This window comes from Bradyrhizobium sp. AUGA SZCCT0222 (assembly GCF_018130205.1).
Lineage (GTDB): Bacteria > Pseudomonadota > Alphaproteobacteria > Rhizobiales > Xanthobacteraceae > Bradyrhizobium.
This window is the reverse complement of sequence record NZ_JAFCLX010000009.1, coordinates 64,412-90,847: the sequence shown is the minus strand read 5'-3', so window position 1 is coordinate 90,847 and position 26,436 is coordinate 64,412. Positions and strand designations below refer to the sequence as shown.

At 63.2% G+C, this 26,436-nt stretch carries 25 protein-coding genes; 10 read left to right on the top strand and 15 right to left on the bottom strand.

The features are described from left to right. Positions 1-289 precede the first annotated feature (289 nt). The 4 genes from JQ629_RS10445 to JQ629_RS10430 all read left to right on the top strand — a co-directional run bounded on the left by JQ629_RS10445 (position 290) and on the right by JQ629_RS10430 (position 4,488). Positions 290-859: a sigma-70 family RNA polymerase sigma factor gene (locus JQ629_RS10445; protein ID WP_192737403.1), complete on the top strand. Its 570-nt coding sequence runs from the start codon at positions 290-292 to the stop codon at positions 857-859. After that, positions 856-1,563, top strand: coding sequence for a hypothetical protein (locus JQ629_RS10440; protein WP_212412575.1), 708 nt, complete (start codon positions 856-858; stop codon positions 1,561-1,563). Before JQ629_RS10445 ends, JQ629_RS10440 begins: the two co-directional genes overlap by 4 nt. Positions 1,564-1,594: 31 nt before the next feature. Then, positions 1,595-3,454, top strand: coding sequence for a S8 family serine peptidase (locus JQ629_RS10435; protein WP_249134950.1), 1,860 nt, complete (start codon positions 1,595-1,597; stop codon positions 3,452-3,454). A 548-nt stretch (positions 3,455-4,002) separates the two neighbouring features. Beyond that, entirely contained in the window at positions 4,003-4,488 is a 486-nt protein-coding gene (locus tag JQ629_RS10430; protein WP_212412574.1) for a TIGR03809 family protein, read from the top strand. A gap of 87 nt (positions 4,489-4,575) precedes the next feature. On the opposite strand, the gene JQ629_RS10425 is transcribed toward JQ629_RS10430, so the two are convergent. From JQ629_RS10425 to JQ629_RS10400, 6 genes are all read right to left on the bottom strand, one after another. Further along, entirely contained in the window at positions 4,576-5,946 is a 1,371-nt protein-coding gene (locus tag JQ629_RS10425; protein ID WP_212412573.1) for a TIGR03808 family TAT-translocated repetitive protein, read from the bottom strand. 114 nt (positions 5,947-6,060) lie between these two features. Then, positions 6,061-6,723 carry a pyroglutamyl-peptidase I gene (locus JQ629_RS10420; protein ID WP_212412572.1) on the bottom strand — a complete coding sequence of 221 codons (663 nt, stop codon included), beginning with the start codon at positions 6,721-6,723 and terminating at the stop codon, positions 6,061-6,063. Beyond that, positions 6,720-7,709: a methylmalonyl Co-A mutase-associated GTPase MeaB gene (meaB, locus tag JQ629_RS10415; protein WP_212412571.1), complete on the bottom strand. Its 990-nt coding sequence runs from the start codon at positions 7,707-7,709 to the stop codon at positions 6,720-6,722. Before meaB ends, JQ629_RS10420 begins: the two co-directional genes overlap by 4 nt. Positions 7,710-7,760: 51 nt before the next feature. After that, on the bottom strand, positions 7,761-9,269 hold the full coding sequence (locus JQ629_RS10410) for a tripartite tricarboxylate transporter permease (RefSeq protein ID WP_212412570.1): 1,509 nt from the start codon (positions 9,267-9,269) through the stop codon (positions 7,761-7,763). A 3-nt stretch (positions 9,270-9,272) separates the two neighbouring features. Further along, on the bottom strand, positions 9,273-9,758 hold the full coding sequence (locus JQ629_RS10405) for a tripartite tricarboxylate transporter TctB family protein (protein WP_212412569.1): 486 nt from the start codon (positions 9,756-9,758) through the stop codon (positions 9,273-9,275). A gap of 45 nt (positions 9,759-9,803) precedes the next feature. Then, positions 9,804-10,796: a tripartite tricarboxylate transporter substrate binding protein gene (locus JQ629_RS10400; protein WP_211995653.1), complete on the bottom strand. Its 993-nt coding sequence runs from the start codon at positions 10,794-10,796 to the stop codon at positions 9,804-9,806. A gap of 218 nt (positions 10,797-11,014) precedes the next feature. On the opposite strand from JQ629_RS10400, the gene JQ629_RS10395 reads away from it, so the two are divergent. Next, positions 11,015-11,485 carry an SRPBCC family protein gene (locus JQ629_RS10395; RefSeq protein ID WP_212412568.1) on the top strand — a complete coding sequence of 157 codons (471 nt, stop codon included), beginning with the start codon at positions 11,015-11,017 and terminating at the stop codon, positions 11,483-11,485. Between the two features lie 2 nt (positions 11,486-11,487). On the opposite strand, the gene scpA is transcribed toward JQ629_RS10395, so the two are convergent. The 9 genes from scpA to JQ629_RS10350 form a co-directional block, all read right to left on the bottom strand. Further along, positions 11,488-13,644, bottom strand: a complete 2,157-nt coding sequence (gene scpA, locus JQ629_RS10390; RefSeq protein WP_212385630.1) for a methylmalonyl-CoA mutase — start codon at positions 13,642-13,644, stop codon at positions 11,488-11,490. Further along, complete coding sequence (locus JQ629_RS10385) at positions 13,641-14,099, bottom strand: hypothetical protein (RefSeq protein WP_212412567.1); 459 nt, start codon at positions 14,097-14,099, stop codon at positions 13,641-13,643. The genes scpA and JQ629_RS10385 overlap by 4 nt, the downstream gene beginning before the upstream one ends. A gap of 18 nt (positions 14,100-14,117) precedes the next feature. After that, entirely contained in the window at positions 14,118-14,582 is a 465-nt protein-coding gene (locus JQ629_RS10380) for a GFA family protein (protein WP_212412566.1), read from the bottom strand. Positions 14,583-14,584: 2 nt separating this feature from the next. Continuing rightward, positions 14,585-16,450, bottom strand: a complete 1,866-nt coding sequence (locus JQ629_RS10375) for a methylmalonyl-CoA mutase family protein (protein WP_212412565.1) — start codon at positions 16,448-16,450, stop codon at positions 14,585-14,587. Positions 16,451-16,547: 97 nt separating this feature from the next. Next, on the bottom strand, positions 16,548-17,045 hold the full coding sequence (gene folK, locus JQ629_RS10370; protein WP_212412564.1) for a 2-amino-4-hydroxy-6-hydroxymethyldihydropteridine diphosphokinase: 498 nt from the start codon (positions 17,043-17,045) through the stop codon (positions 16,548-16,550). A 1-nt stretch (position 17,046) separates the two neighbouring features. Beyond that, the gene (gene folB, locus JQ629_RS10365) at positions 17,047-17,418 is read right to left on the bottom strand and encodes a dihydroneopterin aldolase (protein WP_212265417.1); all 372 of its coding nucleotides are present in this window, start codon (positions 17,416-17,418) and stop codon (positions 17,047-17,049) included. Further along, complete coding sequence (gene folP, locus JQ629_RS10360) at positions 17,415-18,275, bottom strand: dihydropteroate synthase (protein ID WP_212412563.1); 861 nt, start codon at positions 18,273-18,275, stop codon at positions 17,415-17,417. The genes folB and folP overlap by 4 nt, the downstream gene beginning before the upstream one ends. Before the next feature lie 74 nt (positions 18,276-18,349). Then, on the bottom strand, positions 18,350-18,757 hold the full coding sequence (locus tag JQ629_RS10355; RefSeq protein ID WP_212385620.1) for a DUF4332 domain-containing protein: 408 nt from the start codon (positions 18,755-18,757) through the stop codon (positions 18,350-18,352). Positions 18,758-18,800: 43 nt separating this feature from the next. Beyond that, positions 18,801-19,166 carry a DUF2267 domain-containing protein gene (locus tag JQ629_RS10350; RefSeq protein ID WP_212265414.1) on the bottom strand — a complete coding sequence of 122 codons (366 nt, stop codon included), beginning with the start codon at positions 19,164-19,166 and terminating at the stop codon, positions 18,801-18,803. 340 nt (positions 19,167-19,506) lie between these two features. On the opposite strand from JQ629_RS10350, the gene JQ629_RS10345 reads away from it, so the two are divergent. The 5 genes from JQ629_RS10345 to JQ629_RS10325 all read left to right on the top strand — a co-directional run bounded on the left by JQ629_RS10345 (position 19,507) and on the right by JQ629_RS10325 (position 25,841). Next, entirely contained in the window at positions 19,507-21,132 is a 1,626-nt protein-coding gene (locus tag JQ629_RS10345; RefSeq protein WP_212412562.1) for a helicase HerA-like domain-containing protein, read from the top strand. Positions 21,133-21,225: 93 nt separating this feature from the next. Beyond that, the gene (locus JQ629_RS10340; RefSeq protein ID WP_212412561.1) at positions 21,226-22,719 is read left to right on the top strand and encodes an ArnT family glycosyltransferase; all 1,494 of its coding nucleotides are present in this window, start codon (positions 21,226-21,228) and stop codon (positions 22,717-22,719) included. Positions 22,720-22,838: 119 nt separating this feature from the next. Continuing rightward, the gene (locus tag JQ629_RS10335) at positions 22,839-24,185 is read left to right on the top strand and encodes a glycosyltransferase family 87 protein (RefSeq protein ID WP_212412659.1); all 1,347 of its coding nucleotides are present in this window, start codon (positions 22,839-22,841) and stop codon (positions 24,183-24,185) included. Beyond that, positions 24,185-25,588 carry a M20/M25/M40 family metallo-hydrolase gene (locus JQ629_RS10330; RefSeq protein ID WP_212412560.1) on the top strand — a complete coding sequence of 468 codons (1,404 nt, stop codon included), beginning with the start codon at positions 24,185-24,187 and terminating at the stop codon, positions 25,586-25,588. The genes JQ629_RS10335 and JQ629_RS10330 overlap by 1 nt, the downstream gene beginning before the upstream one ends. Positions 25,589-25,628: 40 nt before the next feature. Next, entirely contained in the window at positions 25,629-25,841 is a 213-nt protein-coding gene (locus JQ629_RS10325) for a hypothetical protein (protein WP_212412558.1), read from the top strand. Positions 25,842-26,436 lie beyond the last annotated feature (595 nt).

The window sequence follows — 26,436 nt, the reverse complement described above, 5'->3', positions numbered from 1 at the left end:
GATTTAACTGCCGGAACTGTTGCGTGGCAGCCCAAGCTGTAAGCAGATGCTGCCTTGTGGACTAACCCTTGGTATGGTCGCACCGGATCGCGCGCTCTCTAGGAAAGTAACTCCGTATTATGATACCGAAATTGGGGCTTTGTTCGTTCTCGCTGGCGCCTTTGGCGGCCGGTGCGCCTATGTGGGGTAGATCACACATGCAATGGGTTCATTGCCGTAATGTGAAGAATCTTGCCTCGGCAATCGAACCCTCCGCCATCTCCCCCCGACCAACCTTGCGAGACGGCAATTGAGTGCGACACAGGCGGCTTCAGACGAAATTCTGATCGCTCGGATCGCTCAAGGCGACCGGCTCGCCATGCAGGTGCTTTACGGAAGGCACCATGTCAGGGTGTTCCGTTTCGGGCTTCGGCTCGTAAGGGACGAACAGGTTGCGGAAGACCTCATCAGTGAGGTGTTTCTCGATGTGTGGCGTCAGGCTGGCAAGTTCGAAGGCCGATCCGCCGTTACCACCTGGCTGCTGGCGATTACGCGGTTCAAGGCCCTGTCGGCACTTAGGCGCCGGAAGGATGTTGGACTGGACGATGAGACCGCGAACGCGATCGAGGATACGTCCGATGATCCGGAAGTGGTGGTTCAGAAGAAAGATACCAGTGACGCGTTGCGCAAGTGCCTGACATCACTTTCGCCTGAGCATCGGGAGATCGTCGATCTCGTCTACTACCACGAGAAGTCCGTGGAAGAGGTGGCCGAAATCGTCGGAATTCCCGAAAACACCGTCAAGACGCGTTTGTTTTATGCGCGCAAGAAATTAGCCGAACTGCTGAAGGCAGCCGGCATTGAGCGAGGTTGGCCATGATGGCGATGAGCAAGAAAATGCCGGACCAAGAGCCCGGCGAAATCGAGATGCTGCTGCCATTCCATGCGGCCGGCACGCTGAACGCGCGCGACGCTCGTCGCGTCGATGAGGCGCTCGCCGGCGATCCCGCGTTGGCCAAGCAATATGCCGTCATCCAGGAAGAATACGCCGAGACCATTCATCTCAACGAGAGCCTGGGAGCGCCGTCGGCGCGCGCCATGCAGAAGCTGTTCGCGGCGATCGACGGCGAGCCCGAGCGCAAGCCGTCGCTGTCGACCAGTCTCTCGGCGCGGGTCGCGGAATTCTTCACCCGGCTTTCGCCGCGGACGCTGGCCTGGTCGGCGAGCCTCGGCGCGGTTGCGCTGCTGCTGCAGGCCGGAGTGATTGGCGCGGTGCTGGTGAAGAATCAGACCGCCTCATTCCAGACCGCTTCGCTGAGCCTCAACCAGACGGCGGCGCCCCTTACCCGCGAACTCGGTGCTGCGGTGCCGCCGCGCGCGCTGGTGCGGTTTAACCCGGACGCGCGCATGTCCGACATCAATACGCTGCTCGAAAATTATCAGGCCTTGATCGTCGATGGCGCCAAGGGCGGCATGTTCCGGCTGCAGTTTGGCAACCGCGCGCTGGGCAAGGATGAAGTCACGAACCTGATGAGCAAGTTGCAAGGTGAGAAGATCGTCAATCTTGCGGTGCCGACGCCGTAAGGCGTCGGTCGCCTGACCAAGCCGAGGTCCCATGGTCGATATTGGCGTGAATTGGCGGATAAAGGCGCAGCGCGCGGCATTGGCATTGTCGGCGGTGGCGTTGCCGCTTGTGCTGTTCGGCGGTTCGGTGGCCGACGCGCAAGCCATCATGCGCACCCCGAGCCTGAACCTCAATTCCCGGGTGCCGACAATCAATCCGACCGTGACCTCGCGGGTCAATCCCACCGTCGGGGCGCGGGTCAATCCGGTCATCACGGGCCGCCCCGTCATCACGAACCGGCCCGTCATCACGACGAACCGGCCTGTCATCACGACCCGGCCCGGTCCCGGGGTCATCGCGCGCGTTCCGCCGACCACGCACGGCGGAGGTGGAGGCGGCGATACGACGTTGGTGGGGCGGATACCGAACGGGCGTCCCGAGATCTCCCGTGTCGGTGTGGATCCGACGCTTCCGCTGCGTTTCTCGCCCAACCTCTATCCGGTCTGCCAATACGCCAATCGCGGCCCTGACGGCGAATGTTTCGACCGCCCGATCCTCTCGGTCGATGGCGGCGGCAACGGCGGTTCGGCCAAGAACGGCAACAACGCTCCGCGCAACAACGCGCCGCCGCAGGCGGCCGCGATCGACACGCGCGCGATCCCGAACGAATTGGTGGCCGAGATCGACAGCGCGTTATCGCCGGCGCAGGCCGATGAACTGGCCCGGCGTCACGGCCTCGAGCGGCTCTCTTCGCAGGAATTTCCGCTGATCGGCGGCACCATCGGCCTGTTCCGGATCATCGATCAGCGGCCGGTGGACGTCGTCCGCCGTGAGTTCGCCGCTGACAGCGCCGGCGGCGTGAAGTCGGTGCAGCTCAATTTCCGCTATATGCTGCAGGATCAGAAGCGCTCGATGAGCGAGGGCGACGCCGCGCAATACGCGGTCGCCCAGCTTCGGTTGCCACAGGCGCACAAGTTGGTCCGCGGCATGAACGTCACCATCGCGGTGATCGATTCAGGCGTTGACGTCAAACATCCCGAACTCGTCAATTCGGTTGCCGACAGCTTCGATGCGCTCGGCAGCAAGGAAGGCCCGCATGTCCACGGCACCGGCATTGCCGGCGCGATCGTGGCGCATGGCAAGCTGATGGGAAGCGCGCCGGAGGCGCGGCTATTGGCGATCCGTGCGTTCGGCAGCGGCGCAAATGGCGCGGAAAGCACCTCCTATGTGATCCTCAAGGGGCTGGACTATGCGGCCGAGCACGGTGCGCAGATCATCAACATGAGTTTTGCAGGACCGAAGGATCCCTTGATCGAGCGGGGTGTTGCGGCAACCGCTTCCAGGGGGATCCTGATGGTGGCCGCCGCGGGCAATGCCGGCGCCAAATCGCCGGCGCTTTATCCCGCCGCCAATCCGAACGTCATTGCGGTGAGCGGAACCGACTCGCAGGCAAAGCTGTTTGCGGCATCGAACCGCGGTGTCCATATCGCCATCGCAGCGCCCGGCGCGGATATTTTCCTGCCGGCGCCGGACGATAAATACCAGATCACCTCGGGTACCTCGTTTTCCGCCGCCTTTGTCAGCGGCGTTGCCGCCCTGATGCTGGAGCGCAATCCTGCGTTGAAGCCGAACGATCTACGCGCAATCCTGACGAAGACCGCCCGCGACCTTGGCGCGCCCGGCCGTGACGATATGTTCGGGGCCGGCGAGGTCGATGCGTTCGCAGCCGTCACCGCCTCGACGGCCGCGCCCGCCGTACCGCTCGCTGCGGTTTCGGGAGCTCCGGGATCTCAAAAGCCACCGGCTCCCGCCGATAACGCTTCCGTGAGCAGAGCGATGAACGACTCGGCGCCGTCGATGGCGTCCGAAAAATCGGCCGCAAACAACGTCAATCGCCCCGCTACGCGGTGATTTCCGGCCGGCTCGCCCCGAATAAAAGTTAAAAAAATCGATCGGCCTTTTGAACGTCCCGCGAAGCTGCTGCGACTAATGAATGTGGGAGCGGTTATCCCTCCCCATCGGCTGTATTCGGCGCGAGCGCCCATCCACCCCAAGCGCCCATATGGCTTGACCCGTCCGGTTGTCCCCCCGGACGGGTCTTTTCTTTTCAGCACCCCGTTTCCGAGCGAGAGCCTCGCCCCCACGGATGCAGGCGAGCGCCGTTCTGCCATCAAGACGGATCAAGCAGGCTCAGGCTTCCGGGCGTGCGTGCGCTGATCGAACCGCGTTGCCGTCCGTGAAATCACCGCGAGGTCCGCGCAACGCGGCCATGCCGTTGAACGGCTTGACCGTCGATAGCGCGAGTAACCCTGCATTCATGCGGGTTTCTTGCACTGGGAGGCGTCCCGTAATGTCACGTACTGGACAAGCAGGAAGTTTTCCACAGAATAGTCCCCACCACGTCCAGTTGATTCGCCTCTGTTGCGTCTGCGTCCGTTCTTCTCCTTACGGGCAGTTTTATGACACATCATGCAGACGTGGCACGTGGCCGCGATATCGTTGCGCGCTGGTGCAATCTTGCGGAGCAGCGGCTGGATTACCTCACCGAACTGTTCGAGACCGGGCGCTGGCGGCGCTTTCATACCGAAGACGCATTTCTCGAAAATATCCGGGAAGCCAAGGAAGCGGTCGAACTCTGGCGCAAGCTGGAGACGCGCGAGGCCTCGCTCGATAACACCGCTGTCGATCTATCCTGGCTTGGACGTCGCCAACACGGGCTGCTGCGCGATCGGCTTCCGCCAGCGCCGCGGCCGCAGCGAATCGCAGCCGAATTGCCACCCCGCGATGTCCCGGGCGGCGTCCTGATCGCGCTGGAAAGCGTACTCGCCGATTCGGCCGAAGCGCCCTCGGTGCCCGACGCGCCGGCGCTGGACGATCCCGCCTTGCCGTCGCCCGATCTCAACGTGATGCAGGAACGTTATCCGCTGCTGCGCAACGCGTTGTAGGGCAGCCTATCCTGGCATGATCTCCGCGCAAACGCGTTCCGCGTTTGTCGCGAGGGAAAACCGGACGCCACTTTTCCGGATCATGCGCTATCGCCGCACTGCATTGGTTCCGATCACCACCTGGGCGTAACGCTGGGCGCCTTCGGCGGACAGGTCGGTCGTGATGGCGCGGGCGTGGTCGAGGCCGACCACGGCGCCGCGCGGGGTTTCCGAAATCATGTTGTTGTTGACCAGCGCCGTGCCTGCGCCCGGCACCACCGATACGCCGACACCGACAAAGGCCTTGCGGATCACATTGCCTGTGATGGCGATGTCGCGGAGATATTTGCCCCAGCCGGCCACGATCCCGAAGGAGGGCGCGTTCTCGATCACATTGCCGGTCACGGAACTGTCCGCCTCGACATAAATGCCGACGCCGGCGTCATCGTCCGGAATGGTGCCGACCGGCCGCTTCGGCAACAAATTGCGGATGACGTTGCCCTGCACGACCGCGATGCGGCCGCCCTCGTTGAAATTGCAGACGGAGACGCCGACTGCGGCGCCATCGACGGTGTTGTTGGCGATCACGGCACCTTCGAACGAGAATTCCGAATACAGCGCGACTTCGCGGACGTCGCTGACGCTGTTGCCTGAGATCTGGATGTTGGACGCCGAATTGCCGCGCACCGCCGAATAGTCGCAATTGCGGATGCGGTTGCCGCGCACGATTACGTTGCCGGCGCGAAAGGCGTTGATGGCGTTGCCGTACTGGCCGGAGCCGCCGGGACCGGCCTTGATGTCCTCGATACGGTTGTCCACGACCAGCGTGCCGTCATCTCCGATCGCGGTCCGCAAGATCTCGATGCCGTTGTCGTTGGTGTCGATGATGGTGTTGCGCGAGACGATCAGGCCCTTTGCATCGAACGATACCACCGCCGTGGTCGCGATCTTGGTGAAGATGTTGCCGCTGATGTCGCCGGAGACCTGTTCGAGCCAAATGCCGTTGCCGCCGCTGGCGGTGATTTCGCAGTCGGTGATGCGGACGTCGCGCCCACCCGCGCAATGGACCAGACCGCGCCGTGTCGGCAGCGGAATGGCGCCGCCGTCGAACGTGATGCCTGACAGACCGATGCCGGCGGCCCCCTCGCTCTGCAGCATCGATGCGCCGCCACTGAAGACGAATTTGGTCGCGCCGCGCACGCCGACCAGTTGCGAGCCGTTTTGCAGGCGGAGCAGCCCGGTGCGGTAGACGCCCGGCGGCAGCGACAGCGGCACCTGCGCCCGCGCGGCTTCATCGATCGCGCGCTGCAACGCCTTGGTTTGATCGTCCGGACTGCCGGGACGCACGCCATATTGCGTGGCGTCGCGCCCGAACGTCGAGGCCGGCGGCGCCGCGCGCGCAGCGTCCGGCGACATCGCCAACGCGCCGGCAATGCCGGCGGCGGAAAAGCCCATGAACTGGCGGCGTTTTGCGTCCATGATTTGATACCTCGCGCAATGCGGACAATCGCATTCGCTCGGCAAAAATAGCGCGAAAACGGTCCACCGCATGGTGAACGCGAGGGCGGAACAGAGCGATTGTTGGGGGTAGGGTTAATCGCGGGTGGAGGCGCGTGTGGCCTGCCGCGCCAGCACCACCGTTTCCAGCAGCATCGCCTCGCCGGCATCGACGAGGTCTTCCAGCGTGATGCGCGCATAACCCATGCGCCGTGGCGCATTGCCGCGCGCGAGCGGCGGGATGTGGACAAACGAAGCCAGTTGAAGCTGGTCGCTGGCCTGAACCGCCTCGATCGCGCGCCAGCTCAAATAATTGCAAAGATAACTCCCGGCATCGCGCGACGGCCGCGCGTCGATGCCTGTCGCCAGCGCGGCGTGCAGCAGCCGCAGCGTATGCGGACCGAACCGCATCGCGTCCGGGCCGAGCCCGATCGATCCCTTGCGGACGCGGGTTTGCGCCGCATCGGGCCACAGCAGAGTGACGGCGTTGCGTGCACGGGTCTCGATCCTGACATGCGCGGTGCGGCCCGCCAGCCCGAACATCAGTATTGCCTGCGGCCGGTGTTTTGCGAGTGCTTGCGGCAATTCGAGGTCGACCGCCTTGTAGGTCACGGGAAAGATGTGGCTCGAGATATCCACGTCGGCAAAGGCCGGACGGCGCAGCCGCATCAGCCGCTCGACCAGCGCCTGCGTCGGATTATACGGCGCGCCCGGAAACGGACCGAAGCCGGTTACGAGAATGCGAAGCCTGTCGCTCACCGCAGCATCTCCGCGATCTGTTCGGCTGCAACCGCCGGCGTGATGCGCCCGTCGGCGACTTCGGCCTCGGTCTTTTTCACCCGGGCGCGAATCGCGGGGTCGGCGCGCAGCCGCGCCATCATCCGCTGCTCCAGCATCGACCACATCCATTTCACCTGCTGCTCGCGCCGTCGGCCTGCGAATTCACCCGAGGCATTCATGGCGGTGCGGTGATCCAGAATCTTCTGCCACAGCGTGTCCATGCCGGTGCCGGTCAGCGCCGAGTAGGTCAGCACCGGCGGATGCCAGTGCTCCGAACGGGGCGTTAGAATATGCAGCGCGCCGCGATATTCTGCGGCGGCAAGATTGGCGCGCTTGATATTGTCGCCATCGGCCTTGTTGACCGCGATCATGTCGGCGAGTTCGACCAACCCCTTCTTGATGCCCTGCAATTCGTCGCCGGCGCCGGGCAGCATCAAGGCCAGGAAGAAATCGGTCATGTCGCAGACCGCGGTCTCGGACTGGCCGATGCCGACCGTCTCCACCAGCACCACGTCGAAGCCGGCGGCTTCGCACAACAACATCGCCTCGCGGGTTTTCGCGGCGACGCCGCCGAGCGTGCCTGATGCAGGCGAGGGCCGGATGAAGGCGTTGTCGGAGGCTGACAATCGCGCCATCCGCGTCTTGTCGCCGAGGATGGAGCCGCCGGTGCGTGCCGAGGACGGGTCCACCGCCAGCACCGCGACCTTGTGGCCGCCCTCGATCAGGAACATGCCGAGCGCATCGATCGTGGTTGACTTGCCAACCCCGGGCGAGCCGGTGATGCCGACACGCACGGCCTTGCCGGTGTCGGGCAGCAGCGCCTGCACCAGATCGCGCGCGGCGGCCTGATGGTCGCTACGGCGGCTCTCGATCAGGGTGATCGCGCGCGCCAGCGCGGCGCGGTGACCCAAACGCAGATCCTTGGCGAGCTTGTCGATATCGGGGGGAGCAATCGGCCGGTTCATGCCTTGGTTTACAACGGCTGCGCGGTGCAGGCGAGGGGATCGTGTGGCGTGTCAGCGGGGCGCGGCGGCGGGCGAAGCCGCCTTGAGCCGTCGCCACCCCCAGACCAGCACCGGCCAAATCAATGCGCCGATCGCCAGGGCGGCGAGGATCGCGGAAATCGGTCGCTCGAAGAACGGCAACACGCTGCCGTCGGACTTGATCAGCGAAGTCACGAAACTCTGCTCGATCATAGTGCCCATCACGATACCGAGCACCATGGCGGCGACCGGATAACCGTTGGCTTCCATGACGTAACCAATGATTCCGAATGCCGCGACGGTCACGACGCCGAACATGTTGTTGCCGATGGCGAACGAACCGACCGCGCAGCACAGCATGATGAAGGGCATGACGGAGGAACGGGGCGCGCGCAACACGTAACTCGCCAGACGGATCATGACGATGCCCAGCGGAATCATGATGATGTTGGCGATGATGAACATGAGATAAATCGCATACATGCTCGACGCCTTCTCAGTGAACAGCGTCGGGCCGGGGTTCAATCCCTTCATGTAGAGCACGCCGATGGCGATGGCCGCGATGGTGTCGCCGGGAATGCCGAACAGCAGCGACGGCACCCAACCCGACGCGATGCTGGCGTTGTTGCTGGCGCCGGCTTCGACCAGGCCCTCAACGTGGCCGGTTCCGAACTTCTCGGGTTCCTTCGAGAAGCGCTTGGACATCGCGTAGCTGACCCACGCGGCCATGTCGGCACCGGCGCCCGGCAGCACCCCAATGATGATGCCGATGATGTTCCCGCGTGTCATCTGCCAGCGATACTTCTTGGTAAGCCTCCACTGGCCCGCCATGATGCTTCCGAACTTGCGCTTTGGGATTGGTGGCGGTTCCGGCGTCAGCATTGCACGCATGACTTGCGCCACGGCAAATACGCCAACCAGTGCCGGGATCGGCTCGATGCCGCCGAACAGATCGGTCATTCCAAACGTGAAGCGAGGCACGCCGCCGGGATTTTCGATCCCGATGCAGGCGACAAGCAGACCGATGAACATGCCCGCGATCGCCTTCACGGGCGAAGAGCGCGCGACCAGCGTCGCGCACATCAGGCCCAGGAACGCGAGCCAGAAGTATTCGAAGGTCGAGAACGACAGCGCGATCTCGGCAAGCGGCGGTGCGAGGATCATCAGCGAGAGCGTGCCCGCGATACCGCCAACAGCGGAGAACCATACGCCGGCGCCAAGCGCCAGTTCGGCTTCTCCCTTGCGGGTCATGGCATAGGCTTCGTCCGCGTAAGCTGCCGAGGCGGGGGTACCCGGAATGCGAAGCAACGCGCCAGGGATGTCGCCGGAGAAGATCGCCATCGTGGACGCCGCCACGATGGTCGCAATCGCGGCGATCGGCGACAAATAGAATGTAACCGGGACCAGCAGGGCGGTCGCCATCGTCGCGGACAGGCCGGGTAGCGACCCGATGACGAGGCCATAGACCGATGCCGCCAGCATCGCGATGATGACTTCCCAGGTGGAAATGAGCGCGAACGCTTCAATGAGGGTGTTAAGCATGGGTCACCACGGCATCGGCAACAGCCCGGCCGGGAGCGGCACGCGCAGTAGCTTGCTGAAAATCAGATGGATGACAATCGGTGCCATTACCGCGAGCGGCAGCGAAAGCTTCCAGCGCGCGCCGAGCGCGCTCGACGTCACGAACACGATCAGCGCGGCCGTGATGATGAAACCCAATCGGTCTGCAGCCGCCACGTAGAACAACAGCAATGCCGGCGGCAACAGTGCGCGCAGGCCGTAAAGCTTGCCGGTGGGCGGCCGCGCTTGACCGGCCTCGAGCGGAACAATCTCTTCTTCCTCTTCGAAGGTGCGGCCGATGCCGAGCGCGATCGCGAGCCCGCAAAGCGCGAGACCCGATCCGATCACCAGCGGAAAGATATTGGGGCCCACCGGCTGACCGGGCACGGGCGGCAGCAGCCAGCCGCCATAGGCAGCCGCCGCTCCGAGGCCAACAAGAAACAATCCCGTGACTTGATCGGGAAGACGCATCAACGAGCCCCACGTATTTCCGAGCAAGTGAACCGGCGGGACCGATCAGGCCTTGGAGAGGCCGGCAGCCTTCATCGCCTCGCCCATTTGGGCGTCGCCCTTGTCCATGAATGCCGCGAATTCCGTCGCGTCGCCCCACACCGTTCCGAAACCGCGATTGCTCATGAAGTCCTTGAAGTCCTTGGAGTCGTAGACCTTCTTCAGCGAAGCCGTGAGCTTGGTCGCGACGTCCGCGGGCAGGCCCTTCGGACCCGCAATGCCGCGCCACGCCCCCGTCGCATAGTCGATCCCCATTGACTCCTTCAGCGTCGGTACGTCAGGGAAAGACGGGTTGCGCTTGGGCGCCATGATGGCAAGGCTGCGCGCCTTGCCGGCTTCGATGATCGCGCGGGCTTCCGGCACCGAGCAGGTGGTCAGGTCGAGACCGCCCGCCGCGAGATCCTGCATCGCGGGCGCCGCACCGTTCGACGGTACCCAGGCCACCTGATTTGCAGGAAGTCCGAGCGCCTGCATCCAGCCGACCAGCGCCAGATGCCAAATGCCGCCCTGGCCGGTGCCCGAGGCTTTGAACTTGCCGACAGGCGCTGCCTTGATGGCGTCGGCGAGCTCCTTCACGGTCTTGTAGGGCGACGCTGAAGGGACCTGGATGCCGGGCGGGTCCTCGTTCATCAGGGCCAGCGGCGTGTAGCTCTTTGGCGCCAGTTCGGTGAGTCCCTGCCAGTGCATCATCGAGATTTCCACCGTCAGCATGCCGATGGTGTAGCCGTCGGGCGGCGCGGTTGCGATTGCGGAATGGCCGACCACGCCGGAGCCGCCGGTGCGATTGACCACGTTGAAGGGCTGGCCGAGGTCCTTCTCCAAAAGTGCCGCCACGATACGCGCGGTTGCATCGGTGCCGCCGCCGGCGCCCCATGGCACGATCACGGTCACCGGCCGTGCCGGGTAAGCCTGCGCCAACGCCGGTTTGAATCCAAAACCCGCGACGGCCGCTGCTGCGGCGGTTGAAGCCGCAAATGCGCGGCGCGTAATTTTGGTCATGTAATCCTCCCTGCGGCGTCCCTGACAGCGGGCGCTCTTGTGATGCAGCATTCTAGGCGGCTTTGCGCTGCGCTCGCAAGGCGTTACGCGATGATGCGGGATGATCGCCGGTGGGACATCACGACACATCCGGAAATCGGGTGGCGGCGATCAGGGCAGCACGGATAGGTATCCACGCGCGGCGTCGCTGGACAGCCGCGATCGACTGCGGAGGTAACATGACGACAGCCTATTACAGCACCGTGCTGGATTATCCGCTTGCTACCGTGTGGTCGCTGATCCGCGATTTCAACAATTATCCGGCCTATATCGATGGCGTAAGCGAAAGCGTCATCGAGGACGACAAGGGCGGCGACGAAGTCGGCGCCGTCAGGCGCTTCTGCTATCTCGGCACTTGGATCCGGCAGCGCCTGGCTCGTCATTCCGACGCGCAGCACATCCTGACCTATGCCGGCATCGAACCGTTGCCGTTTCCACCAGATCTTCTGCCGGACGCACCAGGCCCGACGCGCTATGCGGGCACCATGCACCTGATGCGAATCGTCGAGGGCGACCGGACCTTTATTGAATGGGATGTCGCGCTCGACACCGCGCCTGACGATGCCGATCGCTGGCGGACGCTGTTCCAGTCCTGGATACCGGACTGGACGCATTCGCTGCAGCGGGCATTGGAGCGCCGCGCTGGGTGAGGCTACTCCGCCGCCTCGCTATGCCCCAGCCTTGCATTGAGCTTGTGGATCAGCTCTTCGGCGGCGTCGGCAATCACGGTGCCCGGCGGGAAGATCGCTTCCGCACCGGCTTTGTAGAGCGCCTCGTAATCCTGCGGCGGCACCACGCCGCCGATGATGATCATGATGTCCTCGCGGCCCTGCTTCTTCAGCGCGGCCTTCAGTTCCGGCACCGCGGTGAGGTGGGCGGCCGCCAGCGACGAGACGCCGAGGATATGCACGTCGTTCTCGACCGCCTGCCGCGCCGCCTCGTCGGCGGTGGCGAACAGCGGTCCGATATCGACGTCGAAGCCGACATCGGCAAAGGCTGACGCGATGACCTTCTGGCCGCGGTCGTGGCCGTCCTGGCCGATCTTGGCGACCAGGATACGGGGGCGGCGGCCCTCGGCATCCTCGAACGCATCGATCAGCGCCTGCACTTTTTCGACCCGGTTGGACATGGTGGACGCCTCCCGCTTGTAGACGCCGGTGATGGATTTGATTTCCGCGCGATGCCGTCCGAACACCTTCTCCATCGCGTCCGAGATTTCGCCGACCGTGGCTTTCGCGCGCGCCGCGTCGATGGCGAGCGCCAAAAGGTTGCCGTTGCCTTCGCCTGCGCTGCGCGTCAGCGCCGCCAGCGCCTGGTCGACGTCCTTCTGACTGCGCTCGGAGCGCAGCCGCGACAGCTTGTCGATCTGCAGCCGACGCACGGTGGAATTCTCCACCTTCAGCACGTCGATGGCGGCCTCGTTGACCGGCTTGAACTTGTTGACGCCGATCACGGCCTGCCGTCCGGCATCGATCCGTGCCTGTGTCTTGGCCGAGGCTTCCTCGATTCTTAGCTTCGGCACACCCGCCTCGATCGCCTTCGCCATGCCGCCGAGCGCCTCGACCTCCTGGATATGGCCCCAGGCCTTGGCGGCGAGATCGCGGGTCAGCCGCTCGACGTAATAAGAGCCGCCCCAGGGATCGATGATGCGGTTGGTGCCGCTTTCCTGTTGCAGGAACAATTGCGTGTTGCGGGCGATGCGCGCCGAGAAATCGGTCGGCAGCGCCAAGGCTTCGTCGAGCGCGTTGGTGTGCAGCGATTGGGTGTGGCCTTGCGTCGCCGCCATCGCCTCGATGGTGGTGCGCATCACATTATTGAAGACGTCCTGCGCGGTCAGCGACCAGCCCGAAGTCTGGCAATGGGTGCGCAGCGACAGCGAACGCGGGTCCTTCGGATTGAACTGCGTCAGCAGCTTGGCCCACAGCAGCCGCGCCGCGCGCATTTTTGCGACCTCCATGAAAAAATTCATGCCGATGGCCCAGAAGAACGACAGCCGCGGCGCAAAGCGGTCGACGTCGAGGCCCGCCGCCAATCCGGCGCGCAGATATTCGACGCCGTCGGCCAGCGTATAGGCGAGCTCGAGGTCCTGTGTCGCGCCGGCTTCCTGCATGTGATAGCCGGAGATCGAAATGGAGTTGTACTTCGGCATCTTCTGCGAGGTGTAGGCAAAGATGTCGGAGATGATCCGCATCGAGGGGGTAGGCGGATAGATGTAGGTGTTGCGCACCATGAACTCTTTCAGAATGTCATTCTGAATGGTGCCCGACAGTTTCTCCGGCGGTACGCCCTGTTCCTCGGCGGCGGCAACGAACAGCGCCAGGATCGGCAGCACCGCGCCGTTCATCGTCATCGACACGCTCATCTGGTCGAGCGGGATGCCGGCAAACAGCGTGCGCATGTCATAGATGGAATCGATCGCCACGCCGGCCATGCCGACGTCGCCGGAGACGCGCGGATGATCGGAGTCATAGCCGCGGTGCGTCGCCAGATCGAATGCGACCGAAAGGCCCTTTTGTCCGGCCGCGAGGTTGCGGCGGTAGAACGCGTTGGAATCTTCCGCCGTGGAGAAGCCGGCATATTGCCTGATCGTCCAGGGTTGGTTGACATACATGGTCGGGTAGGGGCCGCGCAGATAGGGCGCAATGCCGGGCCAGGTCTCGAGGAAGTCGATGCCTTCGAGATCAGCCTCGCTGTAGCCGGGCTTGACGAGGATGCCCTCGGGCGTCAGCCAAGGCTCGGCGCCGGCAGTCGGTGCCGGCGCGTCGACCGGCTCGAACTTCACAGCGGTGAAATCGGGTATTCTGCTCATGATGAGCGGCCTTCCTTCAATTTCGCTATCCGTGCCTCGCAGTCCGCGAGACGCTTCAGAGTCTCAGGCTCGCCTGCGATCTGCTCTGAACTGAGCGCAAGCACTTCTCCTGCTCGAAACGTAATACCGAACAACGTTACTCTTCGCGAAAAAATGTACGCCAATAGCGGTAAACCCACTACCACGAAAAGGACGGTGGAAGCCGGAACCTGGCCGGCGAAAAACCCTGCCACGATCAAAATTGCGATGCCGCAAACGATGGCAATCCCGGTTACCGCAAGCCATGCCGGCGCCTGGTCCTCCGGCGATGCCGGCCGCAGCCAGCGTGCCGACCGCATCGGATAGAATGGTCCGTTATGATAAGCGATCATCGAGAGCAGTCGATCGCGCTCAGCTTCGAGTTGCGGCAGCTCATCCTGACCAGCCATATCGCCTGCTGAAGGTGTCTGTGCCATTCGGGTCGCGGCCTGTCCTCAATCATGGTCCGGATGCTGGTGGCTGACGATACGGCTAAGCTTTTCGCTACCAGTACCCTCAAGCGTGCTCCTGCCAGGCAAATCGCCGATCCTGCCGACCCAGGCCAAATGGGACTCGGTTCCCGAGGCGTAGGTCGGAACCACGAGGTCCGGCCGGTCGAAACTGCCGGTGGTAAGCTCGATGATGGTGCCGTCGATCACGCGATAGCTGAGCGGCGTCCCACACGCGGCGCAGAAGTCGCGCTCGGCGATCGTCGACGAGCGAAAGGTCGCCGGTTTGCCGCGGGTCCACGCAAAATCCTCGTGCTTGACTTCGGCGAGCGAAATGAAGGGGCCGCCGACCGCTTTCTGGCACATGCGGCAGTGGCACAAGCCTATCTTCACCGGGCCCGCATATGCCGCGAAACGAACGGCGCCACACTGGCAGCCGCCGGTCAGAACCGCCTTTCTCTCCGATGTCATGCTCACTCCGTCTGCTTCCAGGCGCTCTGCAAAATGGCGAGCGCATCGCCGCCGGCAAAAATGAAGTCACCGACGCCGGCGGCCCGTAGTGCTGCTTCCTGCTCGCCCGGCCGGCCTGCCAGATAGATATGCTTTGCATCAGCGGCTTGAAGGGCCTGCGCGGCCGCTATCGCGTGGGCGGCATAGGCCTTGTCGGAGGAGCAAAGGCACGCCACGTCGGCGCCGGAGGCCTTGAATGCGGCGGCAAGCGCCACCGGATCGGCAAAGCCCTGCGTATCGATGGCCTCGATGCCGCCGGTCTCGAAGAAGCTTTTTGCGAAGGTGGCGCGCGCGGTGAAATCGGCCGGGGTGCCGAGATTTGCGAGGAATATCTTGGGCCGTGCGCCCGCGCTCTTGAGCTTCGCGTCCGATTTGTCGCGCAACGCTTCGAACGGCGCGGCCAGCCGCATCGGCGGCAGCGCGTCGAACTTGAACCTGGCTTCGCCATAGGGCGCCAGCGCAATCGGTTTTGCGTCCAGCACCGCGATCTCGGCCTCGTGCAGGTTCGGAAATTCGCTGGCGCCGGTCAGCACGTCGCGGCGCCTGGCGATGTTGGTCTCGCGCACGGCTCGCGTTGCAGCGACCTTGCGCTGGATCAGGTTCTGTTCGAGCGCGGCGAACAGGCCGCCGGCCTTTTCGATCTCCTGAAACAGCGACCACGCGGCTTCGCAAAGCTGTTTTGTCAGCGTCTCGATGCCGCCGGAGCCGGCGGCGGGATCGGACACTTTGGCGAGGTTGGATTCTTCCAGCAGCACCAACTGCGTGTTGCGCGCAGCGCGGCGCGCGAACGGATCGGGCAAGCCCAGCGCCAGCGTATGCGGCAGCACGGTGATGGCGTTGGCGCCGCCGAGGCCGGCGGAGAAGGTCGCCATCGTCGCGCGCAGCATGTTCACGTAAGGGTCGCGCTGCGTCAGCATGCGCCAAGCGGTATCGGCCGCGACAAACAGCGGTTTGGGCACGAGGCCACAGGCCTGCTCGACCCGCGCCCACAACAGCCGCAGCGCGCGGAATTTCGCCAGCGTCAGGAACTGGTCGGCGTCGGCGGAAAGCCGCGCATAGACCATGCCCTGCGCGTCTTCGAGCGAGATGCCGGCCGTTTCGATCGCGCGCAGATAGGCGACGCCTGCGGCGAGCACAAACGCCAGCTCCTGGACTTCCGATCCGCCGGCATCGTGGATCACGCGCCCGTCGGCGGCCGCGAGCGGACCTTTGAAGCCGAGCGCGGCAAGGCCTTTGACGGCGCTGGTGACCGCGGGCACGATCTCGGACCAGCTATAGGGGCTGGATCCCCACACCGCGCCGGCCCCGAGCGGGTCGAGCCCGAAACGGATATCGCAGGCCGCAGGATCGAGCCCCTTGCCCTTGATATATTCCGCGACATGGATGGCCGCCATCCGCGACTGCGGACCGATCTGAAGTTCGATGCCGATGCCGGCATCGAGATAGATGCCATCGAGGATTTGCGCCACCGCTTCCGGCGAGGGATCCAGCCCGAAGCCGTAGGCGCCATTGGCGCCGGCGAACACGAGGGTGAGCCCGGTCGCGCCATTTTCGAGGTCATGCAGCGCCTGCGCGTTGGCCGCTTTGGCGTCGGGATGATCGGCCCGCTGCATGATCTGCCAGGGCGTGGCCGCAGGGCGGCCGGCGACCGGGGCGGCGCCTTGCGCGCGCGGGTAGATCGGATCGATCTTCAATCCATCGGATGTCTTGCCGACCAGTTTTTCGAACGGCGCGCCTTTCAGCACCCCGTCGACCAGCTTGCGCCAGTCTTCGTAGTTCGCGGGGGCAAAATCCGCGGCTAATCGCAACTCATTGGTGGTGGTCGTCATCCGGACAGTCGTTCCTTGGTCGCCTCTTGATTTGGCCGGAAATTGCCACGGGGCGGCCGCCAAGCCAAACGGTTGTTTTAGGCCACCCGGGGCCCGGTCAGGGCTGGTCGAGGTCGGGTAGCCGCAAAATACCGGCGGTCGAAACCGCCGCCAGCGCGTCCCTGACGCTGCGTCCCGCAATGAGGCGGTCGGGCACGATCTCGGCGAGCGGCACCAGCACGAAGGCGCGCTCGAACAGCCGGGCATGCGGCAGTGTCAACTCCGGCTTGTCGATCTTGACGTCGTCATAGGCGATCAGGTCGAGGTCGAGGGTGCGCGGGCCCCAATGCTGCTCGGTAGCGCGGTCGCGGCCGAATTTTTTCTCGATCTTGTGCAGCGTGAACAGCAGCGCATGCGGATCGAGGCTGGTGTCGATTTCGATGCAGGCGTTGATGAAGGGCGCCTGCGCTTCATTGCCCCAGGGCGGCGTGGTGTAATCCGACGAACGCGCCAGCAATGCCGCCTGCGTCATGCCGCAGATGTTGGAGATGGCTTTGCGGAACGTCGCGCGTACGTCGCCGACATTGCCGCCGAGCGCGATCAGCACGTCCGCCATGTCAGGGCGACTGCCTTGTGCGCATCAAGACCACGCCGACATCGTCAAAGATCGCGGCGATCGGCGCGTGCGGCTTGTGGACGGTGACCTCGACCGCGTTGATGCGCGGAAACGCGACCAGGATGGCATCGGCCACGGCGCCGGCCGCACGTTCCAGCAGTTTGTAATTGGTGTTCTTGAACGCCGCCGTCGCGGTCGCGACCACGTTGGAATAGGACACGGTGTCGGACAGGCGGTCGGTGCGCGAGGATTCCGACAGGTCGACGGAGAGCTCGAGATCGATCACGAAGCGCTGGCCGACTTCGGTTTCGTGTTCCATCACGCCATGGCGGGCATGGATGACGACGCCGGTGATGAAGATCGTATCGGTCATCTCTGCAGTTCCCCAATGGCGGCTGCGACGCGCAGCGCTTGAACGGTTTCCACAACGTCATGGGCGCGGATGATGCGCGCGCCGCCCTTGGCCGCAATCAGATGGGCGGCGATCGACCCGCCAAGGCGCTGATGCGGTTCCGACGGCGTCACGACACTAATGAAGCGCTTGCGCGAGGCCCCGACCAGCAGCGGCAGGCCGAAGGATTGCAGCTCATGCAGCCGCGCCAGGGCCGTCATGCTCTGTTCCGGCGTCTTGCCAAAGCCGATGCCGGGGTCGAGCACGATCTGGCCGGGCGAAATACCGGCCTTCGCGGCGACGTCGAGCGATCGCGCGAAGAATGCAGCGATATCCTTCATGATGTCGATCGCGGGATCGGCGCTGTCGCGGTTGTGCATGATGATGACGGGCACTTGGCGTGCCGCGATCAGGCCGGCCATGCCGGCATCGCGCTGCAGCCCCCAGACATCGTTGGCGATGACGGCGCCATGGTCGAGCGCCCAGGCGACGACGGCCGACTTCATGCTGTCGATCGAGACGGGAATCCCAAGTGAAACAACCTCCGGTAGCACCGGTTGCAACCGCTTCAACTCTTCTTCTGCCGAGATCGGCTCTGATCCATAGGGTCGGGTCGATTCCGCACCGATGTCGATGATGTCAGCACCCTCGGCGACCATCCGGCGGGCCTGCGCAAGCGCGCTTTCGGGGGCAGCGAACTGTCCGCCATCGGAAAATGAGTCGGGGGTTACGTTCAGCACGCCCATCACGGCCGGGCAGGGCCGTGACAACAGCGCCGGCAGGTCAAAATGACCGGCCGGGCCGGCCGCGGTGGCGGGTCTGGACATGCTTACGATCATGCGGTCGCTTTGCGCGGTCCGCGCCAGTGAGTCAAGACGCGAGACCCCGCCAGCGTATGTCGGCTGGCCGACTTTTAGTAGCTGATTTTCGGCTGAAGCTTGCGCGCCTGGGCGATCAGTTGCTCGACCGATTTCTCCGAGGGCATGACGCGGACCAGCTTGCGCCTGGTATTCACGTCTTTCATGTTCTGGGCGAGCCGTGCCGGGTTACGCAGCGCGAGTTCGCGAACCGTCGGCACGCCGGCAGCGCGCACCAGCCCGACCTTCGCCTTGCCCATCCCGGGAATCCGCATGTAGTCGGAGAAATTGGCCCATTCGAGCAGCTGCTGTTCACTGATCCCGGTCTTCGCGGCGAGCGCCTTGCGTCCTTTGACGGTGCGGGCGGCTTCAAGCAGCGCTTCGGTCGTGCGAATGCCAAGCGATTTGAGTTTCGAGGCAGAGTAGGCGGTCAAGCCTTCGATCTCGGAGAGGGGATATGTCATGATACTCGATGCAAGAGAATGTGCGCGGCCGAAGGGGGGTGTTTCAAGCGAACTGGCTTAGCCCCGGTGTCCCCGAAATGATCTCGCCCATTTTGTCCGCTCCGATTTTGTCGCGGCCGAACCTGAAAAGTTCACGCGCCACGTTCTGAATCTCGTTCATGCCCAGACCAAGCGCCATCAGCTTGGTGCCGAGCGCCATCAGCCCGCCGCCCATCAACCTGGAGAAGCCGCTGTTGCTGTTCGAGGCCGCGATCGCAGCCTCGGCGCCTGGAATTTGGTCGATCAGAGCCTGAACCTTGTCGGAAGGCCCCTCGTTACGGAGGAAACCAAGAACGATGCCGATGGTTTTTTCAGCGACAACGCTATCGATGCCGGCCTTGCTGGCCAGCTGTCCAATCAATTCGTCCATATTGCCCCGCCCTCAGCCGGTTTGTTACCGGGTCGTACCTTGTGAATTTATCTTGAGCGTCTGCGACCTGAAATACAAGCGATCCGCGCACGCGAAGGCGATTTCATCCTAGATCGCTCGTCGAGTGTTGCAGCAATGCAAGAGTGAATGCGGGATTCACGCCATGTTACCGCACTGCGGCCCTCGTATTTCCACCGGAGTTAGAGAAAAGTATGAGACAGGGTGTGCAAGGCCCGGGCTATGTCCTTGTCCATGGACGGTTTCAATCGACCGGCAGGATGCGATATGATGGCGCTGCTTGGCGACCAAGCTTTCCCGATGCGCGCGAAGAGGCGATGTGATGGCGACCCCCGACAACAAGACAGCCGATACCAATGAGAAGATTTTCATCGGCAAGGGCGAGCAGACAGCGTGGCTGACGCTCGCGCTCGCCAATCGGCACGGCCTCGTCACCGGCGCGACCGGAACCGGCAAGACCGTGTCGCTGCAGGTGATGGCGGAAGGGTTTGCCCGCGCCGGTGTTCCGGTTTTCGCAGCCGATATCAAGGGCGACCTGTCCGGGATCTCCGAAGTCGGCGAAGCAAAGGACCTCATCCTCAAGCGCGCGGGCGAGATGGGGCTCAACTTCCAGCCCGATCAGTTCTCGACCGTATTCTGGGACGTGTTTGGCGAGCAGGGCCATCCGGTCCGGGCCACCGTCACGGAAATGGGACCGTTGCTGCTGTCCCGGATGCTCGATTTGAACGACGTCCAGGAGGGCGTCCTCAATGTTGCGTTCCGTGTCGCGGATGAGAACGGACTGACGCTGATCGATATGAAGGATCTCCGCGCGCTGCTCGATGCCATCGTACCGGCTGGCGGCAAGAAGGGTCCCGATGCGGAAGAAGACCCGCTGGCGCCGATCCGCAAGGCCGCGCAGGGCTTCGGCAATGTCTCAAAGGCGACGGTTGGCACGATTCAGCGCCAGCTGCTGGTGCTGGAGAACCAGGGCGCAGCGAAATTCTTCGGCGAACCGGCGCTGACGCTGAAGGATTTCATGAAGACCGACAGCGACGGCCGCGGCATGGTCAATATCCTCGTCGCGGACAAGCTGATGCAGAGCCCGCGACTCTACTCGACCTTCCTGTTGTGGATGCTGTCGGAACTATTCGAGGAATTACCTGAGGCCGGCGACCTGCCGAAGCCAAAACTGGTGTTCTTCTTCGACGAGGCGCATCTGTTGTTCACCGATGCGCCGAAGGCGCTGATGGACAAGATCGAGCAAGTGGTGCGACTGATCCGCTCCAAGGGCGTCGGTGTTTATTTCGTCACGCAAAATCCGATCGACGTGCCGGACAAGGTGCTCGCCCAGTTGGGCAACCGCGTCCAGCATGCGCTGCGCGCGTTCACGCCGCGCGACCAGAAGGCGGTGGCGGCGGCGGCGCAGACGTTCCGGCCCAATCCGAAGCTCGACACCGCACGGGTGATCATGGAGCTCGCCAAGGGTGAGGCGCTGGTGTCGTTCCTCGAAGGCGGTGGCACGCCGACGATGGTCGAGCGGGTGATGATCCGGCCGCCGACGGGACGGATCGGGCCGATCACGCCGGAGGAACGCAAGGCGCTCATGAACAAGAGCCCGGTGAAGGGCAAATACGACACCGCAGTCGATGCGGACTCCGCCTATGAGATGCTGCTGAAGCGCGTGGCGGGAACGGCTGCGCCGGCGGATGGATCAGATGATGGCGGTGGTGGCGGCGGCATCCTCGGACAGATCGGGGGGATCGTCGGCACCATCTTCGGCACCAACAACAAGCGCGGCCGGCTGTCGACCGGCCAGGTCATTGCGCGGGATGTCACGCGTTCCGTCACCAACAAGGTGATCGGCGGTGTTGTCGCCGATCTCGGCAAATCGGTCGGCGGTTCGCTCGGCAGTTCGATCGGCCGCTCAATCGTGCGCGGCGCACTTGGCGGATTGCTGCGGCGCTAGATTTTTTTGGGGCCTCACGAAGCGCCGAAGCATTGGACGGCCGCCGGATTTGATGGCTTCGGCGACGCGATTGATTGCCGGTTAGGGGACTGGATGGAGCGAAAGGCGCACCAGGCTGACGGCTCGACGGCCGTCACGGAATACGTATGGACGTGGTTCTTGCGTCAGGTCGCGCGTGTCCGCGGCGCCGATATTCCTGGCTGGGTTTGGGTCGTGTTGCTTTGGGCGCTCATGGCCTTTCCTGCGGTCTCGCTACGGGGCACCCATTTCGAAGAGGGAACAGTCATCGGACTGGCGCGCGGCGCTGTCGAGGACGGGCAGTGGCTTTCTCCGCATCTGTATGGCTTTCGGTATGTCGAGCGTCCGGTTCTGCTGTCGTGGATTGCCGCAGCAATCGGAAAGCTCTCGGGTGGCGTTTCGGTTTGGTCGGCCCGCATACCGCATTTGCTGTTTCTGCTCGCCGGCGGGTTGATGGTCTTCCATCTGGTGTTGCCGCACACCCGCAAGGCGCCTGCGGTATTTGGCGCGCTCTGCTGGTTTGCGTGTCCGATGGTCAGTCAGAAGTTTGTCACCGCCGAGCCTGACGTGACCTTGTCGGTGCTGCTGTTCGGAGGTTTCTTCTTGTGGTGGAAGGGCCTCTCCAGCGGATACACGTCAATTTTCCGGTGGGTCGCAATCGGTGTTCTGCTGGCGGCGGCGGGCCTCGCCAAGGGTCCCCAGCCCATTGCCTATTTTGCACTGGGCGTCGTTGCGTACCTGCTGGTGAAGCGGCGTTGGAACGATCTTCCGGGTTTTGTCCTCGCCAACGCAATGGCCGGGCTGACCGTTGTGGCCTGGTATTGGATGGTCATGATTCCGAGCGACGTAAAAGGCTGGATCGTCCATTCGCGTTTGTCCGAGGGAATGACGCTGATGCAATGGGTGAGGGATCACCTGGATTTTGCCTTAAGCCTTTTCCTGGTGGAATGGTTGCCAGGCTCGGTGTTGCTGTTTCCGGCAATCGTCGCCCTCGCACGGAACGCTTTCGGTCGAGAGCGCGATCTCATGCTAGCTGCCGTGCTTTATGCGACGGTCGCGTCCATGCTGCTGCTGATCTGGCCCGGGGGTGTAGCGACGCGCTATGCGATGCCTGCTAATTTGGCACTCGCTGTAGTGGGAGGAGTCCTGTTCGACCGGTGGTGGGCTACACGACCCTGGCTCATTGCCGTCAGCAACACGGTTGTAACCGGGGTATCAACTGCCTTGATCGTTCTCGGCTGGATTGTTATCCCGGCTGCTCCGATCGCGTTTAGTCAGTCGAAGTCGTCGGCGCAGACGATAGCCGCGGTCAGGGAGACGATGCAGGCTACGCTCTATGTCACCACCAGTGCCGATTTGAACACGCTGGCGTATGTTGCCGCACCTATTCGCATGGTAGGGCTGACGGACATAGCCAACCTGAAGCCGCCCGCCTTTGCGATTCTGAGGGGTTCAGAGGTCGCTGAGATCATCGCCCAAAAACCCGATTTCACGGCCATCGCCCATGCCACACTGAACAAGGGTCTGCTTACCAGGATTTTCGAGATCAGGGGTAAGCAAGAGCCATGATTATCCCGAACTGACGTCCCAGATTGTGCAAGTAAGCCTCGCATCGACTGATCCGCACGTGAACCCGGTTGCTTCTGCCTGCAGCCGCCGTGCACCATCACCCACCGTGAAAGTGAGTAATCCCCGTGCTTAGATGGCCATCTTTGCGACGTCCGCTGGATGTCCTCTTTATCGTTGTCTGCATCGCGTTGACCGCAGACGTTCTGGTTCCCGAAATCTGGGGGAACGGCAAAACGAAGGACTATGCGCTCTGGTATTGGGCCGGCCAGCAAGTGCTTCACGGTGGCGATCTTTACCTGCGGGTGACGCGAGGGACCCTCGACTTCATCTATCCGCCGCTGTCGGCGTTGCTGCTGGCGATTCCGAGCTATTTCGGCAAGATCCCATTTTATCTGTGCCTGTCGTTCCTCAACATCGTCGCGTGGTGGATGACGGCGCAGTATTCGCACGCGATGGCGGGGTCGGGTCAAAAGCCCGGTCCTTGGCTGGAAGCGCTGCCGGGCATCGTCACGGTCACCTTCGTGTTCGACATGTTCGATCTCGGACAGCCCAACCTCGTGCTGCTGGCATTGATGCTGTACGGATTCTGGCTGCTGCGCGATCAGCGCGGCTGGATGGCGGGAAGCATGTTTGCGCTCGCCACCGCGATCAAGGTATTTCCGGTGGCGGTGTTCCCCTATCTGGTCTGGCGCAGGCAGTGGGCGGCTGCCGCGAGCATGCTGGTCTTCCTGATCGTGTTTCTGTTCATGCTGCCGGCGCCGTTCCGCGGCTTCGAGCACAACGCCGCCGAATTGAAGACCTGGTATCAGGGCATGGTGGGATCGACCTCGGAAAAGGGGTTCGGCCAGCGCGACGAGCAGAACTGGTCGTGGGTCAATCAGTCCATCATCGCGGTGACGCACCGCCTGACGCGGCCGGTGAACTACAATCAGGAAGATCCGGCCAAGCCGGTGCGCACCATGAATGTCGCCAATCTCGACTTCAAGACGGCGAACTGGATGGTGCTGGCGGTCTCGCTGGCGATCGGGATCGGTTACATCGCGGTGATGCCGCCGGCGTCGCGCCGGACGGAACGGTCCGACGCCGAGGAACTCGGTATCCTGTTCTGCCTGATGACGGTCGCCTCACCGCTCGCCCGTCAGTATTATTTCATGTGGCTGTTCTTCCCGATCACGGTGCTGATCCATCGCGCCGCTTATGACCCGCGGCCTGCGGTGAAGGCCGGCACCTGGGCGCTTCTGGCCGTCGCAGGCTTGCTGTTGTGCTTGTCGCTGCCGATCTTTCCGAACGACCTGCAGGCTTACGGGAACAACCTGGTCTCGACCGCACTGCTGGTGGCGGGGCTGGTCTGGCACATGCTGCACTCGCCCAATGCCAATGCGGACGCTGCCGCCACTTTGCCCCAGTCCACAAGCGGGCTACAAATCGACGCAACAACAATGCCCACAGCCAAGGGAAAACCGTGATGGCCAACGCACAGCTTCAGCCGGTCCTCGACCGCATCGATGCCGATTTCGACAACAGCCTCGAACGGCTGTTTGCGCTGCTGCGGATCAAGTCGATCTCGGCCGATCCCGCCTTTGCCGGCGATTGCAGGGCGGCCGCCGATCACCTGGCCAGGGACATCGCGACGCTCGGCTTTGCGGCGGAGGTGCGGCCGACGGCGGGGCATCCTGCGATCGTCGCCAAGATGAATGGCAGCAAGGGCGGGCGGCCGCACGTGCTGTTCTACGGGCATTATGATGTGCAGCCGGTCGACCCCTTGAACCTGTGGCACCGTCCCCCGTTCGAGCCTGTCGTGACCGATCATGCCGACGGCCGCAAGATCATCGTTGCGCGTGGTGCGGAGGACGACAAGGGACAGCTGATGACCTTCGTCGAAGCCTGCCGCGCCTGGAAATCGGTGACCGGGTCGCTGCCGGTGGACGTCACCATCGTCATCGAGGGCGAGGAAGAGGTCGGCTCGAAAAACTTCGTGCCGTTCCTCGAACAGAACAAGGCTGACCTGAAAGCGGACTTCGCGCTGGTCTGCGACACCGGCATGTGGGACCAGAACACGCCCGCGATCACGACGTCATTGCGCGGGCTCGTTTATGACGAGGTCAAGATCAAGGCCGCCAACCGCGACCTGCATTCCGGCATCTTCGGCGGCGGTGCGCAGAATCCGATCCGGGTGCTGACCAAAATTCTCGGCGGCCTGTTCGACGACAATGGCCGCATCACCATTCCCGGCTTCTATGACGGCGTGAAGGACCTGCCGCCGGATATCCTGGCGCAATGGAAAAATCTCAACCTGACGGCGGAATCATTCCTGAAGCCGATCGGGCTGTCGATTCCGGCCGGCGAGAAGGACCGCCTCCTGATCGAGCAGGTGTCCTCACGTCCGACCTGCGACATCAACGGCATCGTCGGTGGTTACACCGGCGAGGGCTCCAAGACGGTGATCGCAGCCGAGGCCTCCGCAAAGATCTCGTTCCGCCTGGTGGAGGGACAGAACCCGGACAAGATCCGCAAGGCTTTCCGCGATTATGTGACGGCGCGGCTGCCGGGCGATTGCACGGCCGAATTCATCGATCACTCCAACGCGCCGGCGATCGCGCTCGACTGGAACATGAAGCCGCTGGCGGCCGCCAAGCGCGCGCTGACCGACGAATGGGGCAAGGAAGCGCTGCTGATCGGTTCCGGCGCCTCGATCCCGATCGTCGCGGACTTCAAGCGCACGCTCGGCCTCGATACCGTGCTGGTCGGCTTCGGCCTCGACGACGACAACATCCATTCGCCAAACGAGAAGTACGACCTCAAGAGTTTTCACAAGGGCATCCGTTCCTGGGCTCGGATCCTGGCAGCGTTCGCGGAGGCGGGGAAGTAGCCTCGATCGGGGACAGGCTTGAATCTATGACCTTCAGGTTATGAGCCTGACGAGCTGTTCGATCCCGCGCCACGATCGCAAACACGATCGGCGATGGATGGCGGATACGCCCGGTGAGGCGGAAGTTCTGATGTCGGTCGTGCTTTCCAAGATTGTTGCCAGCGCGAACGTACAGAACGTTATCTTTGGTAACCTTGATCCCGTCGGCAAATTCAACCCGACGGGCAAATCACCTTCCGATTTTCGGAAGTAATGTCAAGCCCCGAAATAAAAAATATTTCTGTTTACCAGAATGGCAAATCAGGTGCATATGTTTGCCCATCCCGCCCTACTCAGAAGGGCGTCGGCCGTCGTCACGGACGTTGGGCGGGTTGCGGTGGACGCTGGTTCACGTCTGACGACGGCGTGGGCAGGCGTACGGTAAAACCGTGTGGTCCTGGCGCCCGTTGCCGGCGTCAAGCTGTCGGAGAAGCGCAAGCGGAAACGGCAGCGACGGAGTCAACCAAGAACTCGTCTCCGGGGAGAGCGCGGCATAAGCCGTAAAGCCATTGCGCAGGGAAGGCCGGGTGTTCACCGCTGCCCTGTATGCTCGTGTGCATTTTGTTTTGTGCAAACCGCACGCGAGACCGCGGGTGCAGCGCGCACCCGGTCTTCCCTGCGCCCTCTACATTTGGGGGCAAGGAATGTCTGGCAAAGCTCGGGCGCAACGCGTCGCGAGATCGCAGGTCTGCGACCACGATGCTTGGCTGTTTGAAATTTGAATAGGAAGCCGCGTAGGGCGGGCGCCCCAAAATAAAAACGCCGCCCGGAATTGGGCGGCGTTTTGATTCGGTAGTGCAGAGGTCGTT

Bases quoted from the DNA above. Each gene is read 5' to 3' on its own strand.
- JQ629_RS10440 (WP_212412575.1), top strand. From the start codon at position 856: ATGATGGCGATGAGCAAGAAAATGCCGGACCAAGAGCCCGGCGAAATC.
- JQ629_RS10435 (WP_249134950.1), top strand. From the start codon at position 1,595: ATGGTCGATATTGGCGTGAATTGGCGGATAAAGGCGCAGCGCGCGGCA.
- JQ629_RS10430 (WP_212412574.1), top strand. From the start codon at position 4,003: ATGACACATCATGCAGACGTGGCACGTGGCCGCGATATCGTTGCGCGC.
- JQ629_RS10425 (WP_212412573.1), bottom strand. From the start codon at position 5,946: ATGGACGCAAAACGCCGCCAGTTCATGGGCTTTTCCGCCGCCGGCATT.
- meaB (WP_212412571.1), bottom strand. From the start codon at position 7,709: ATGAACCGGCCGATTGCTCCCCCCGATATCGACAAGCTCGCCAAGGAT.
- JQ629_RS10410 (WP_212412570.1), bottom strand. From the start codon at position 9,269: ATGCTTAACACCCTCATTGAAGCGTTCGCGCTCATTTCCACCTGGGAA.
- JQ629_RS10405 (WP_212412569.1), bottom strand. From the start codon at position 9,758: ATGCGTCTTCCCGATCAAGTCACGGGATTGTTTCTTGTTGGCCTCGGA.
- JQ629_RS10400 (WP_211995653.1), bottom strand. From the start codon at position 10,796: ATGACCAAAATTACGCGCCGCGCATTTGCGGCTTCAACCGCCGCAGCA.
- JQ629_RS10395 (WP_212412568.1), top strand. From the start codon at position 11,015: ATGACGACAGCCTATTACAGCACCGTGCTGGATTATCCGCTTGCTACC.
- scpA (WP_212385630.1), bottom strand. From the start codon at position 13,644: ATGAGCAGAATACCCGATTTCACCGCTGTGAAGTTCGAGCCGGTCGAC.
- JQ629_RS10385 (WP_212412567.1), bottom strand. From the start codon at position 14,099: ATGGCACAGACACCTTCAGCAGGCGATATGGCTGGTCAGGATGAGCTG.
- JQ629_RS10380 (WP_212412566.1), bottom strand. From the start codon at position 14,582: ATGACATCGGAGAGAAAGGCGGTTCTGACCGGCGGCTGCCAGTGTGGC.
- JQ629_RS10375 (WP_212412565.1), bottom strand. From the start codon at position 16,450: ATGACGACCACCACCAATGAGTTGCGATTAGCCGCGGATTTTGCCCCC.
- folK (WP_212412564.1), bottom strand. From the start codon at position 17,045: ATGGCGGACGTGCTGATCGCGCTCGGCGGCAATGTCGGCGACGTACGC.
- folB (WP_212265417.1), bottom strand. From the start codon at position 17,418: ATGACCGATACGATCTTCATCACCGGCGTCGTCATCCATGCCCGCCAT.
- folP (WP_212412563.1), bottom strand. From the start codon at position 18,275: ATGATCGTAAGCATGTCCAGACCCGCCACCGCGGCCGGCCCGGCCGGT.
- JQ629_RS10355 (WP_212385620.1), bottom strand. From the start codon at position 18,757: ATGACATATCCCCTCTCCGAGATCGAAGGCTTGACCGCCTACTCTGCC.
- JQ629_RS10350 (WP_212265414.1), bottom strand. From the start codon at position 19,166: ATGGACGAATTGATTGGACAGCTGGCCAGCAAGGCCGGCATCGATAGC.
- JQ629_RS10345 (WP_212412562.1), top strand. From the start codon at position 19,507: ATGGCGACCCCCGACAACAAGACAGCCGATACCAATGAGAAGATTTTC.
- JQ629_RS10340 (WP_212412561.1), top strand. From the start codon at position 21,226: ATGGAGCGAAAGGCGCACCAGGCTGACGGCTCGACGGCCGTCACGGAA.
- JQ629_RS10330 (WP_212412560.1), top strand. From the start codon at position 24,185: ATGGCCAACGCACAGCTTCAGCCGGTCCTCGACCGCATCGATGCCGAT.
- JQ629_RS10325 (WP_212412558.1), top strand. From the start codon at position 25,629: ATGAGCCTGACGAGCTGTTCGATCCCGCGCCACGATCGCAAACACGAT.